Here is a 14429-nt window from a genome sequence, read left to right as displayed (position 1 = left end):
CGGTCACCGACAGAGGGCCGCGTCCACGGCAGCCGCCTGGTGCTGGGCGGCGGCGCTGCCCGGGAGGGTGGTGACGGTGAGGTCGACGGCGCGGCCGTCGTCGGTGGCGCCCCCGGCGGTCTCGTAGCCCGGAATGGCGCCGCCGTGGCCCCAGTACACGCCGCCGCACGACAGCGGACGGCTCACCAGGCCCAGGCCGTAGCGGGCGCCGGGGCCCAGCGGGTCGGCGGGCACCGTGCTGCGCATCTGGGCCAGTTGGGCCGGCGCGAGGAGTCGGCCGCCGAGCAGCGCGTTGTAGAACTGGTTGAGGTCGGCGGGGGTCGAGATCATCGCGCCCGCCGCCCAGGCCCAGGAGGGGTCCAGCTCGGTGAAGTCGCGCAGCGGTGCGCCGGCCTGGTCCTGGAGGTAGCCCTCCGGGTGGGGTCCGTGGATGGCCATGTCCCCGGGGGTGGGGAAGGAGGTGTGGCGCAGCCCGATGCGGTCGATGACGCGCTGGGTGATCTCCTCGCCGACGGGTCGGCCGGTGACCTGCTGGATGATCAGGCCGGCGACCACGTAGTTCGTGTTGCTATAGGCCCACTGCGTGCCCGGGGCGAACTCGGCCTTCTTGGCCAGGGCCTGGTCGAGCAGGTCGCGGGGTTCGGCGTACCGCTTGGGGTTCGCGATGATGGCGCTCTGGTTCACGTAGTCGGGCAGGCCGCTGGTGTGCTGGAGCAGTTCGTGGACGGTGATCCGGCGTCCGTCGATGCCGTCCCCGCGCAGCAGGCCCGGCAGGTAGGTGTCGACGGGCGCTTCCAGGTCGACCTTCCCTTCGCCGACCAGTTGCAGCATGACCACGGCGGTGAAGGTCTTGGTGTCGCTGCCGATCCGTACCAGCCCGTCGGTGGGCACCTTCGCCTTGGTGGTCAGGTCGCCGACGCCGGCGGTGTAGTTCCGGGTGCGGCCGTCGCGGTCTTTGACGGCGGCCAGCGCGGCCGGCATCCCGTCGTCGTGCACCAGCGCGTCCAGGCGCTGCTGGACGCTGTCGGGCCGGGCGGCGGCGAAGGCCGGCAGCGGGGCGGCGGTGCCGATCAGCAGCGCGCCGGCGGCCACGGCGACCGCGGCCGCGATGGCTCCGGGTCGACCGTCGCGCTGCCGCCGGGGAAACCGCGACCGGTGGGAGACCTGCTCGTGCACGGGACAACTCCTGTGGTGGGTAAGGCGCCGGGCGACTCCCGGGCCGACCCCAAGACGATCACGCGCGGCTGCGGCGGCGCGTCCGCGCCAGGGACGAGGGCGAGGCCGGGAGCCTGCTCCCGGGAGCCCGCCGACCGGGACCGTGCTCCTGGTCGCGGGTCGGCTCCAGGTCCCGGCGCCGACCTGCCCGCACACGTGCGGCGTTGCCACCCGGGCCCCAGGCCGCTGCGGTGCCGCCGATGGCTGACGATCTGCCCAGTGACCGCACCGCGCCCACGGGTTGGCCGCCCCGGGCAGGCGGCGACCGCGAACCGGCCGGCCACCGTCCCCGCGCAGCAGGCCCGGCAGCGCTGGCGCACCCCCGGACGAGCGGATGAGGGACCGTTCAGGGTGCGTCGCGAGACGTCGACGTCCGGTGCCCGGCACACTGATGGATCATCAGAGGCGAGGCCGTGAGAGGGCCGACGCAGCGGCAGCACGGCTGAGAGACTGCCGTCGGCACGGACGGGGAACTGACACGCATGGGTGACCACCAGCCCTCCCGCGACCCGGCGGACGAGGACGGGAAGCCGAGGCGTCGGCGGCGCGGGCGCCGCATCGCGCTGTGGCTCGGTGTCCCGTTGGCGCTGCTGCTGGGCGCGGGGGCTTATGTGTACCTGGAGTTGGACGGCAACATCAGGAGCAGCCCGCTGTTCAGCGGGTCCGGGAGCCAGGCGCCAGAGACGAAGGACGCCGCCGGACGCAGCCCGGAGAACATCCTGGTGATCGGCTCGGACACCCGCAACACCGCGGCCGACTGCGCGATCGGCGGGGACTGCGGCCCGGGGGCCAACGCGGACGTCGAGATGCTCGTCCACCTGGCCGCCAACCGCACCAACGCGACGGTGCTGAGCATCCCGCGCGACCTCGTGCTGGACCTGCCCGGCTGCACCGACCCGCGGACCGGGCAGCTGCACCCCGGCACCGGCCCGGCCCTGATCACCAGCAGCCTGCAGTACGGCCCCGGCTGCACGGTGGCGGCCGTCCACCAGTTGACCGGGATCACCATCGACCACTTCATGATGATCGACTTCGCCGGGGTGGTGAACATGTCGGATGCCGTCGGCGGGGTCCGGGTCTGCGTCGACAACAATGTCTACGACCCGGACTCGCACCTGAAGCTGACCGCCGGCACCCACACGCTGCAGGGCCTGGCGGCACTGGAGTTCCTGCGCACCCGGCACGGCTTCGGCGACGGCAGCGACCTCGGCCGCGAGGACGCCCAGCACGTCTTCCTGTCCGCGATGATCCAGAAGCTGCGGAGCGCCGGCACCCTGACCAACCCGGGCACGCTCTACGCACTGGCCAACGCCGCGACCAAGTCCCTGACCGTCGACCCCGGCCTGAACGGACTCGCCGACCTCGCCGAACTGGCCGCCCAGCTCAACGACGTGCCCACCAACAAGATCACCTTCCTGACCACCCCCAACTCGCCCTACAACGGCCAGGACCCGGTCTTCGCGCAGGACCTCGTGCTGGCCCCCGAGGCCACAGCGGTCTTCCGGGCGATCCAGGGCGACCAGTCGTTCTCCGGCGGCGGTACCCCTGCGGCCACCGCGGCGGACGCCGTCAAGGCCGCCGCGCCGCGCAGTGCCGGGAATGGCGGTGGCAGCAGTACCGGCCCGACCACCGCCCCCGGGGGCGCGAACCCGCTCAACGCGGGCTCCGCGCCGGGCTGCGCCAAGGTCAGCACCGAGGACACCACCCCGTTCGGCTCGCCGATCGAGGCTTTCGCCCAGAACCCGGACGTGCCCAACTCGGCGCCCTGACGCCCGGCGACAGGCGGGTGCGCGAGGCCGGCCTCCCGGGGGAGCAACGGGCCGTCGGGGTCGGCGCGTTCGGGGATCCGGTCGAGCGGCTCGGGGCGGTGGCGGCAGCGGCGCGCGTTGCGGACGACGCCGGCCGGCAGCTGTCGGCCAGGTGCCCGACTCCCCGCACCGCGGGCGACTCCGTAGGGCCGTTCGAGTGGTCGCACTCCAGGTAGTTTGAAGACGTTGTGACCCATAGTGAAGTATTGATCACTCAGGGATGCAGCGAGCTTCGGGGAGTACTCGTGGGGCCTCAGGACTCGACCACCAACACGGACTCGGCGGACGCCCGGGAACGGATCGCGATCATCGGGATCGGTTGTCGGCTTCCCGGAGGCGCCGGCGATCACCGCACGTTCTGGCGGAACCTGATCGAGGGTCGGGACTGTCTGACCCCGACTCCCGCCGACCGGTACGACGTTGCGACGCTCGGCAGCCGGGACCGGGCCAAACCCGGGCGGCTGGTCGGTGGCCGGGGCGGGTACATCGACGGCTTCGACGAGTTCGAGCCGGCCTTCTTCGGGATCAGCCCGCGCGAGGCGGAGCACATGGATCCGCAGCAGCGCAAACTGCTGGAGGTGTCCTGGGAGGCGCTGGAGGACGGCGGCCAGCGGCCGGCCGCGCTGGCCGGGCGTGAAGTCGGCGTCTTCATCGGCGCGTTCACCCTGGACTACAAGATCCTCCAGTTCGCCGACCTCGGCTTCGAGTCGCTGGCCGCGCACACCGCCACCGGCACCATGATGACGATGGTCTCGAACCGCATCTCGCACTGCTTCGACTTCCGCGGTCCCAGCATCTCCCTGGACACGGCCTGCAGTTCCTCCCTGGTGGCGGTCCACCTCGCCTGTCAGAGCCTGCTCCGCGGCGAGAGCGAACTGGCGCTGGCGGGCGGCACTTTGCTGCACATGGCACCGCAGTACACGATCGCGGAGACGAAGGGCGGGTTCCTCTCCGCCGAGGGCCGCTCCCGTACCTTCGACGCCTCGGCCGACGGCTACGTCCGGGCCGAGGGGGTCGGGGTGGTGGTGCTCAAGCGGCTGGCGGACGCGCTGCGCGACGGCGACCGGGTCCACGCGGTGGTGATCGGCAGCGGGGTGAACCAGGACGGCCGCACCAACGGCATCACCGTGCCCAGTCCGGACGCCCAGGTCGCCCTGATCGAGCGGGTCTGCGCCGAGGCCGGTGTCTCACCGGGCAGCCTGCAGTACGTGGAGGCGCACGGCACCTCCACGCCGGTCGGCGATCCGCTCGAGGCGGCGGCGCTCGGCCGCGCGCTCTCGCTCGGGCGCGAGCCGGGCGCCAAGTGCTATGTCGGCTCGGTCAAGACCAACATCGGGCACACCGAGGCCGCTGCCGGAGTCGCCGGGCTGATCAAGACGGTGCTCTGCCTGAAGCACCAGCGGATCCCGCCGCACATCAACCTCGAACAGATCAGTCCCGACATCGATCTGGCGTCGCTGCCGTTCGAGATCCCGACCCGACCGACCGACTGGCCCGAGCACCAGGGGCCCGCGCGGGCCGGGGTGAACGCCTTCGGCTTCGGCGGCACCAACGCGCACATCCTGCTGGAGCAGGCACCGGAGCAGGCGTCGGAGCAGGCACCGGAGCAGGTATCGGACCAGGCAGGAGCCGCCCCTGCCGAGAGCGGCACCGTCACCGTGCTGCCGCTCACCGTGCTGCCGCTCACCGCGCGCGAGCCGGCCGCGCTGCCCGAGCTGGCCGACCGGCTCCGCCAGGAACTCGCGGACTCCACCACCTCGTTGACCGATCTCGGCTGGACCTTGGCACACCGCCGGCAGCATCTTCCGGCGCGGCTGTCCGTGGTGTACTCCTCGCGCGCGTCGCTGGACGAGGCACTGGCCGCCGCCGTTCGGGGTGAACCGCATCCGCGGCTGCTGTCCGGTCGGCAGCGCGAGTCCCAGGAGCGGGGCCTGGTCTGGGTCTTCACCGGCGTCGGGCCGCAGTGGTGGGCGATGGGCCGCCAGTTGTTCACCACCGAAGCCGTGTACCGCGAGGCGATCGAGCGCTGCGACCAGGAGATCCGCCGCCAGACCGGCTGGTCGCTGATCGCTGAACTCCAGGCGGACGAGGCCGACTCCCGGATGGGTGAACCCTGGCTCGCGCAACCGGCGAACTTCGCGCTCCAGGTCGGCCTGGCGGCGCTGTGGCGCAGCTACGGCGTGCGACCGGACGCGGTGGTCGGGCACAGCACCGGCGAGGTGGCCGCGTTCCACGAGGCCGGGGTCTACAGCCTGGCGGACGCGGTCAAGGTCACCGTGCACCGCAGCCGCCTGCAGCAGCGGCTGGTCGGCACCGGCACCATGCTGGCGGTGAACCTGTCCGAGGCGCAGGCCGGGCGCCGCGTGCGGCCGTGCGGCGAGCGGGTGTCGGTGGCCGCGGTCAACAGCCCGACCTCGGTCACGCTGGCCGGGGATCGTGAGGCGCTGGCGCGGCTCGCCGCCGAGCTGGCGGCCGACGACCTCTTCGCGAAGTTCCTCGCCGTCGAAGTCCCGTACCACAGTGCCCGGATGGCACCGATCAAGGAGGAGCTGCTCGCCTCGCTGGAGGGGCTGAAGCCCGACCGGGCCCAGCTGCCGCTGTACCTGACGGGCCGCGAGGGCACTGCGCTGGGCCCCGAGCTGGACGCCGCGTACTGGTGGACCAACGTCCGCGAGCCGGTCCGCTTCCGCGCCGCGGTGGACCGCCTGGTGGACGACGGCCACCGGCTGTTCCTGGAGATCGGCCCGCACCCCGTGCTCAGTGCGGCGATCGTGCAGAACCTGGCCGCCAAGGGAGTCGAGGGGACGGCCCTGCCCTCGATCCGCCGCCACGAGGACGAGCCGGAGCGCTTCGCCCTCTCGCTGGCGTCGCTGCACAACCTGGGCGTCGACCTCGACTGGCGGCGGCTGCACCCGGTGGGCCGGCCCGTCACGCTGCCGCCCTACCCGTGGCGGCGCGACCGGTACTGGGCGGAGCCCGCATCGGTCGCGCAGGTCCGCCTGGGCCGGGTGGACCACCCGCTGCTGGGTCGTCGCACGGCGGGTGTCGAGCCGGTCTGGGAGGCCCGGATCGACACCGAGGCGCTGCCCTACCTGGACGACCACCGGATCCAGGGCAGCGTGGTGTTCCCGGCGGCGGGCTATCTGGAGATGGCCGCGCAGGCGGTGCGGGCGATGACCGGCAGCTCCCGGGCGGTGCTGGCCGACGTCGAGTTCCGCAAGGCGCTCTTCCTGCCGGACGACGGCGTCCGCACGGTGCAGTTCTCCTTCGCGCCCGAGAGTGCCGCGTTCACCGTCGCCACGGCCGACAGCGGGGAGCGCGCGGTGCACGCCCAGGGCGTGGTGCGCGCCGGTCAGCGGCTCAGCCTCGGCGCGCCGCTCGACCCCGAGGCGGCCGTGGCCCGCTGCGCCCGCCGGCTGGACGGGCCGGCCTGCTACGCGGCGCTGGCGCGGCTCGGGTACCACTACGGCCCGGCGTTCCAGGGGATCGAGGAGGTGTGGATCGGCCGGGACGAGGCGCTCGCCCGGATCCGGCCGCCGGCATCGCTCGGCAGCGATCCGGCGGGCCACCACGTCCACCCGGCCGTGCTGGACTCCTGCTTCCAGGCGCTGCTCACGGCGCGACTGCCGGACGGACAGGCGCAGGGGCAGCCGGACGGGCAGGCGGACGAGCCAGGCGGCCAGCCAGGCGGGCCGCCGGACTTCGCGTCAACCGAGGAGCCGCGCGGCATGCTGCTGCCGCTCTCCGTCGCGGAGGTGCGCCTGGAGCCGGTCGGCGACCGTCCGCTCTGGGTGCACACCAGGATCTCCCGGCGCGAGGGCGCCGAGCTGGTCGGCGAGATCTCGCTGTACGAGGACGGCGGCCGGCCGCTGGGCCGGATCAGCGGTTTCCGGGCGGCCGACATCGAGCAGACCCAGGCCGCGGTCGCGCTCGGCACGATCGACGGCTGGCTCTCCGAGCCCACCTGGACGCAGTTGCCGGGCCTCGGCCAGCAGAGCGGTGAGCTGCCGGACGTGACGGGAGCCGGCTGGCTGCTGCTGGCCGACGCCTCGGGGGTCGCCGACGAGCTGGCCGCCCTGCTGACCGCCCGGGGTGCCCACTGCCATCTGGTGCGCCCGGGTGCGGAGTTCCGGACCGGGGCGCGGGATTCCACCATCGGCTCACTCGCCGACCTTGCCCCCCTGCTGACCGAACTGGGCCGCGCGGAGCGGCCGTTCGACACCGTGGTGCACCTGTGGAACCTCGACCTGCCGACCCTCGGCGCCGCCGTTCCCGCCCGGTTCGCCGAGTACACCGGCCACGGCTCGTACTCCCTGGTGGCCCTCGCCCAGGCGCTGCCCGCCGCACTGCCGGGCAGCAGGCTGCACATCGTCACGCGCGGGTCCCAGGCAGCGGCCGACGGCGACCGGGTGGAACCGCTCGGCGCACCGGCCTGGGGGGTCGCCCGGGTCCTGTGGTACCAGGAACTCACCGCCCACCGAGGCAAGTTGGTCGACCTCGAGTCGGCCGGCGGCACGGACCCCGCCGCCGACCGGTCGGCGGCCGAGGCCCTGCTGCGGGAGCTGCTCGTCGACGACGAGCCCGAACTCGCCCTGCGCGGTGGCCGCCGCCTGGCCTGCCGGCTCACCCCGCCGGCCGGCCTGACCCGGCCGCTGCCGCTGCGCCTGCGCGCGGACGGCAGCTACCTGGTGACCGGTGCCTTCGGTGCGCTCGGCCAGGTGCTCTGCCGCGCCCTGGCGCGCCGGGGCGCGCGCCGACTCATCCTGGTCGGCCGCAGCGCGCTGCCCGAGCGGGGCAGCTGGTCCGGTCTCGACCCCGACAGCCCGGCCGCCCGCGCGGTGCGGCTGGTGCGGGAGTTGGAGGCGCTGGGCGCTCAGCCGATCCCGGTCCGGCTCGAGATCACCGACGAGGCGGGGCTGACCGCCTGGCTGGCGGAGTACCGGCGCACCGGCCAACCGCCCATCCGAGGGGTGTTCCACCTGGCCGGCCAGGTGGACGACACCCTCGTCGCGGACCTCGACCGCACCCGCTTCGACGCCGTCCACGATCCCAAGACCGTCGGCGCCTGTCTGCTGCACCGCCTGCTGCCCGCCGAGCCGATCGAGCACTTCGTGCTCTTCGCCTCGCTCGCCTCGCTGCTCACCACCGCCGGTCAGGCGAACTACGCGGCGGGCAACGCCTTCCTGGACGCGCTGGCCCAGCACCGTCGCGCGCTCGGCCTGCCCGCGCTGAGCCTGGACTGGGGTCCCTGGGCGACCGGCATGATCGAGGAGCTGGGGCTGATCGACCACTACCGCGACAGCCGTGGCATGAGCCCGCTGTCGCCGCAGGTCGGCACGGCGGTGCTGGAGCGGGTGATCGGCCAGGAGCACGCGCAGCTGGTGGTCGCGCCGATCGTCAACTGGTCGGTCTTCCTGGCCTGGTACGACTCGCCGCTGCCGCTGGTGGCCGAACTCGCCCTCGAGGACGGCCCGTCCGCCCAGGAGCAGAGCGGCTTCCTGGAGGAGTTCCGGGAGGCGGACGAGGCGGGCCGGCGGCTGCTGGCGGCGCGCATGCTCACCGCGCTGGCCGCCGGTGTGCTCCACCTGCCGCCCGGGCAGCTGGGTCCGGAGGCCGGCCTGACCGCGCTGGGGCTGGATTCGCTGCTCGCCATGGAGCTGCGCGCCCGGCTGCAGACCGAGCTGAAGGTGACGCTGCCCGTGGTGGCGCTGCTCGGCAGCGCTCCGCTGGGGCGGCTGGCGGAACAGGTCCACGACGCGCTGGCGAGCCGACTCGCGGCCGGCGCGGCCGGCGCGGACGGCGGCCCGGCGGTGGAGCTCTTCAGCGACGAGCAGCAGTACCCGCTGACGCAGAACCAGAAGGCGCTGTGGTTCCTCAAGCAGCTCCACCCGGACAGCTTCGCCTACAACATCGGCGGTGCCGTGGAGGTCCGCACCGAGATCGATCCCGAGCTGATGTTCGAGGCCTTCCGGGTGCTGCTCGCACGCCATCCCAGCCTGCGGGCCAACTTCCTGCTGGAGAAGGGCCAGCCGGTGCAGCGGATCTGCGCCGACCCGGTGCCGGACCTCGCCCTGTTCGATGTCCGGGAGCAGGAGTGGGAGTCCATCCGCGCCCTGATCGTGCGCGAGTACCGCAAGCCGTACCAGCTGGAGAGCGATCCGCTGGTCCGCTTCCGGCTCTTCCAGCGGGGGCCGGACCACTGGGTGATCATGAAGGCGGTCCACCACATCGTCTCGGACGCCATCTCGACCTTCACCTTCATCGAGGAACTGCTGGCGGTCCACCAGGCGCTGCGCGAGGGCCGTGGCGTCGACCTGCCGCCGGTGCCCGCCCGCTACCTCGACTTCCTCAACCGGCAGAACCGTTTCCTGGCGGGTCCGGACGCGCGGCGGATGCTGGACTACTGGCGCGGCCGGCTGCCCGCCGAGATCCCGGTGCTCAGCCTGCCGACCGACAAGCCCCGGCCGGCCGTGCAGACCCACAACGGAGCGTCCGAGTTCTTCCTGCTGGACGCCGAACTGAGCGGCCGGGTGCACGCGTTGGCGCGCGAGCACGGCGTCACCGTCTTCATGGTGCTGCTGAGCGCCTACTACCTGCTGCTGCACCGGTACTCCGGGCAGGACGAGGTCATCGTCGGCAGCCCGGTGGCGGGCCGCACCGAGGAGGAACTCGCCTCGGTCTACGGGTACTTCGTCAATCCGCTGCCACTGCACGTGAGTCTGGCCGGTGAGCCCACCGTCAGCGAGCTGCTGGCCCGGGTCCGCGAGACCGTACTGGGCGGCCTGGACCACCAGGAGTACCCGTTCGTGCTGCTGGTCGAGCAGCTCGGCCTGCGGCACGATCCCAGCCGCTCGGCGGTGTTCCAGGCGATGTTCATCCTGCTCACCCACAAGGTCGCCACCGAGAAGTACGGCTACCGCCTGGAGTACATCGAACTCCCCGAGGAAGAGGGCCAGTTCGACCTCACCCTGTCCGTCTACGAGGACGAGGCGGACCAGCGCTTCCACTGCGTGCTGAAGTACAACACGGATCTCTACCTGCCCGAGAGCGTCCAGCGGCTGGCGGCGCACTACACCAACCTGGTGGACGCGCTGACCCGGGCCACGGCGACGGAGCCGGTCGGGCGGCTGGAGCTGCTCGGTTCGCGGGAGCGGGCGGTCATCCTCGACGAGTGGAGCGGCGCCGGGCGCCGGGTCTCCCCCGACCTGCCGGTGCACGAGCTGATCCTGCGCAGCGCGGCCGAGCAGCCCGCGGCGGTCGCGGTGGTGGCGCCGTCCACCTCGGGTGCGACCCGACGGCTGAGCTACGCCGAGCTGGCGACCGGCTCCGGCCGGCTGGCGGACCGCCTGCGGGCTCGCGGGGCCGGGGCAGGCACGGTGGTGGGGGTCTGCCTGGAGAAGTCGCCCGAGCTGATCACCGCCCTGCTGGCGGTGCTCAGGACGGGCGCCGCCTATCTGCCGCTCGACCCCTCCCACCCGGTCGACCGGCTCCGCGCGCTGGTCGGCAACGCCGGCGCGACCCTGGTGGTCACCGGGACCGACGCCCAGAGCAGCGACCTGGCCGAACTGCCGGCCGAGATCCTGGCCCTCGCGGACCCGCCGGCACCGGACACAGCACCCCGGCACGCCGCGACCGCGCCGGCCGATCCCCCGGTCGACCTGGACTCGCCCGCCTACCTCATCCACACCTCCGGATCGACCGGCCGCCCGAAAGCCGTCCAGATCAGCCACCGCAACCTGGCCTCGGCGTACGGCGCCTGGCGCGAGGAGTACCGCCTCGACACCGACGTCCGGGTCCACCTGCAGCTGGCGGCCCCGTCCTTCGACGTCTTCACCGGGGACCTGGTCCGGGCCCTGTGCTCCGGCGGCACCCTGGTGCTGGCCGACCGCGACCTGCTGTTCGACACCGCCCGGCTGTACGAGACGATGCGCACCGAGCGGGTGGACTGCGCGGAGTTCGTCCCGGCCGTGCTGCGCCCGCTGCTCGCCCACTGCGAACGGACCGGCCACCGCCTGGACTTCATGCGCCTGCTGATCGTCGGCTCGGACGTCTGGCGGGTCGAGGAGCACCGGCGGCTGCACCGGCTGGCCGGGCCGCGGACCCGGCTGGTCAACTCCTACGGGCTCACCGAGGCGACCGTCGACAGCGCCTACTACGAAGGGGCCGCCGAGGTGCTGGAGGCGACCCGGATGGTGCCGATCGGGCGGCCGTTCCCGAACAGCGCGCTGTACATCCTCGACGAACACCGGCAGCCGGTCCCGCCCGGTGTCCCCGGCGAGTTGTGGGTCGGCGGCGAGGGGGTCGCGATCGGCTACACCGACCCGGCGCAGACCGAGGAGCGATTCGTCACCGTGGCGCTGGGCGGTGAGCCGCTGCGGCTGTACCGCACCGGCGACCTCGCGCACTGGGACGGCGGCGGCGGTCTCCACCTGCTCGGGCGCCTGGACCGGCAGGTGAAGGTCCGCGGTCACCGGGTGGAGGTCGGCGAGATCGAGGCGCAGCTGTCCCACCGTCCGGGTCTGACCGCCGCCGTGGTGACGGCCCGCCAGGACGACAGCGGCGAGTCGGTGCTGTGCGCGTACTGCGTGCCGGGCCCCCGGTCCGCGCTGAACGCCGGCGAACTGCGTCGGCAACTCGCCCGCACCCTGCCGTCGTTCATGATCCCCGCGCACTTCGTCGAGCTGGCGGAGCTGCCCCTGACCCCGAACGGCAAGGTGGACCTCGCGGCGCTACCGGCCCCGCGCTCCGTCGACACCCGGGCCTTCGAGCCGCCGGTGACGCCGTACGAGGTACGGATGGCCGATCACTGGCAGCGGCTGCTCGGCCTGGAACAGGTCGGCCTGCAGCACGACTTCTTCGAGGTCGGCGGCAGTTCGGTGCGACTGATCGAGCTGATCCACGAGCTGCGGACGGAGTTCGGGTTCAGCATCCCGGTCAGCCTGCTGTTCCGGGCCACCACCCTGTCCGGCATGGCCGCCACCGTCGAGCAGCTCGCCGCCGGCCGGGGCGGCGACACCCGGCCCTGCCTGCACTTCAACACCGGCGCGGCCACAGCGCACGCGCCGCTGTTCGCGTTCCCGCCGGCCGGCGGCCACGGCCTGGTCTACCGGCAACTGGCCGAGCATCTGGATGACTTCGAGGTCATCGCGTTCAACTACCTGGCGGGTGACGACAAGACGGCCCGCTACGCCGATCTGGTCGAGTCGCTGCAGAGCGACGGCCCCTGCACCCTGTTCGGCTACTCGCTCGGCGGCAACCTCGCCTTCGAGGTGGCCAGGGAGTTGGAGGACCGCGGGCGCGAGGTGGCGCACGTGCTGATCATGGACTCGTACCGGATCCCCGAGTCCTTCACCGTCACCGACGAGCACCTCTCGGCGTTCGAGCGCGAGCTCGGCGCACACCTGCACCAGCACACCGGCTCCGAGATCGTCGCCCAGGAGACCCTCGACCAGGCTCGGGACTATCTGGACTTCTGCGGTCGGACGCCGAACCTCGCCACCCTCACCGCCCCGGTCAGCGTCATCTCCGACGTGCCGAAACTCGCGCTCTACGCCCAAGGCCGACAGGGCAGTTGGCACGGCAGCTCGCTGGGCGGGGCCGAGCTGCACCGCGGCTTCGGCGTCCATGCCGAGATGCTGGACCGGGAGTATCTCGCACCCAACGCCGGGCTGGTCCGCGCGATCCTCACCGGCGTCGGTGCCCGCGGTGCGTGACGGCCGAGCCGCCCGGGACGCCCGCCGGGCCGGCGACCCGCCCGAAGTGATCATCATCGGCGCGGGCATCGGCGGCCTGTCCACCGGCTGCTACGCGCAGATGAGCGGCATGCGCACGCGCATCCTCGAGAAGCACGTGCTGCCCGGCGGCTGCTGCACGGCCTGGTCGCGCGAGGACTACCTGTTCGACTACTGCATCGAGTGGCTGATCGGCACGGCCGCCGGGAACGACGCCAACCGGATCTGGCGGGAACTCGGCGCGCTCGACGGCAAGAGCATCACCAACTTCGAGATGTTCAACCGGGTCACCGACGAGCACGGCAGGTCGGTGACCTTCTACCACGACCCCGACCGGCTGGAGCGGCACCTGCTGGAGCTCTCCCCCGCCGACGCGAAGCCGATCCGCGCCTTCTGCCGGGACCTGCGCCGCTTCACCGCCCTGGACCTCCACCCCTTCCTCAAACCGACCGCGCTCCAGACACCCACCGAGAAGCTCCGCACGCTGCGCACCGTGCTGCCGGACTTCCGGCTGTTCTGGCGCACCGCCGCGACCCCGATGAGCGCCTTCGCCGAGCGGTTCCAGGACCCGCTGCTGCGCCGGGCGCTGCCCAACATCTTCTTCCAGGACCACGAGAACTTCCCGCTGCTGCCCTACCTGTTCAACCTCGCCGCCGCGCACAACGACAACTGCGGTATCCCCCAAGGCGGTTCACTCGGACTGGCGCGCTCGATCGAGCAGCGGTACACCTCCCTGGGCGGCCGGATCGACTACCGGGCGCGGGTGGCCCGGATCCTGGTCGAGAACGACCGCGCGATCGGGGTCGAACTCAAGAACGGCACAAGGCACTTCGCCGACCACGTCGTCTCGGCCTGCGACGGCCGGACCACCGTCTACGGACTACTGGGCGGGCAGTACACCAGCCCCACCGTCGACCGGCTCTACCAGCAACTGCTCACCGCGCCCGGCATCCTGTACCCGGGCGTGGTCTCCGCCTTCGTGGGCCTGGACGGCGACCTCGGCCCGAACGAGGCGCACAGCACCACCTACCTGCTCTCCGGGGCCGAGCAGCAGGCCCTGCCGGGCTCGCTGCAGGGCAGCCTGGTGGTGCAACTGCGCTCACGCTACTCCGAGGGCTTCGCGCCACCGGGAAAGTCCGTGCTGCACTGCACCTACTTCAGCGACTACGCCCAGTGGAAGGCGCTGCGCACCGCGGATCGCCGGGAGTACCGCGCCCGCAAGTCCCAGGTCGCCGACTTCGTCCGGGACTTCCTGGAGCGACGCTATCCGGGGATCGGCCCGCGGATCGAACTGCTCGACGTGGCAACCCCGGTGACCACCGAGCGGTTCACCGGCAACACCCACGGCTCCATCCTCGCCTGGATGTCCTTCTCCGCGGCGGACGACCTGGCCACCCGGCTGGTCAACAAGGAGCGGATGCGCCTGCCGGGCTTGGCCGGCTTCTCGATGGCCGGGCAGTGGATCGGCATGGGCGGACTGATCCGGGCCGCCTCCTCCGGCCGGTTCGCCACCCAGTTCCTCTGCGCGGAGCTGGGCCTGGAGTTCCGGGCCTGGGAGAGCACCGACCGCACGCCCTGGCACCCCGACCGGCTGGGCCCACTGCCCCACCACGCCAAGCGGTCCACGCATCAGCCGGCCGCCAGACCCCGATAGGGCCCCAGACATGTCACGGCA

General features: G+C 72.8%; 4 protein-coding genes. 3 read left to right on the top strand and 1 reads right to left on the bottom strand.

Annotated elements, in window-relative coordinates; all coding sequences use genetic code 11:
* Positions 1-3: 3 nt before the first annotated feature.
* A complete protein-coding gene (locus tag OG403_RS32125; RefSeq protein ID WP_329572671.1) occupies positions 4-1110 on the bottom strand; it encodes a serine hydrolase domain-containing protein in 1107 nt (368 codons plus the stop codon).
* A 587-nt stretch (positions 1111-1697) separates the two neighbouring features.
* Between OG403_RS32125 and OG403_RS32120 the strand changes: the two genes are divergently transcribed.
* From OG403_RS32120 to OG403_RS32110, 3 genes are all read left to right on the top strand, one after another.
* Positions 1698-2984: an LCP family protein gene (locus tag OG403_RS32120; RefSeq protein ID WP_329570619.1), complete on the top strand. Its 1287-nt coding sequence runs from the start codon at positions 1698-1700 to the stop codon at positions 2982-2984.
* A 284-nt stretch (positions 2985-3268) separates the two neighbouring features.
* The gene (locus OG403_RS32115) at positions 3269-12736 is read left to right on the top strand and encodes a non-ribosomal peptide synthetase/type I polyketide synthase (protein ID WP_329570618.1); all 9468 of its coding nucleotides are present in this window, start codon (positions 3269-3271) and stop codon (positions 12734-12736) included.
* Entirely contained in the window at positions 12648-14408 is a 1761-nt protein-coding gene (locus OG403_RS32110; protein WP_442911019.1) for a phytoene desaturase family protein, read from the top strand. The genes OG403_RS32115 and OG403_RS32110 overlap by 89 nt, the downstream gene beginning before the upstream one ends.
* Positions 14409-14429: the final 21 nt, after the last annotated feature.

The organism is Kitasatospora sp. NBC_01266, from assembly GCF_036242395.1.
GTDB lineage: Bacteria > Actinomycetota > Actinomycetes > Streptomycetales > Streptomycetaceae > Kitasatospora.
The sequence above is the reverse complement of the archived record's forward strand: the minus strand, read 5'-3'. Positions and strand labels throughout refer to the sequence as shown.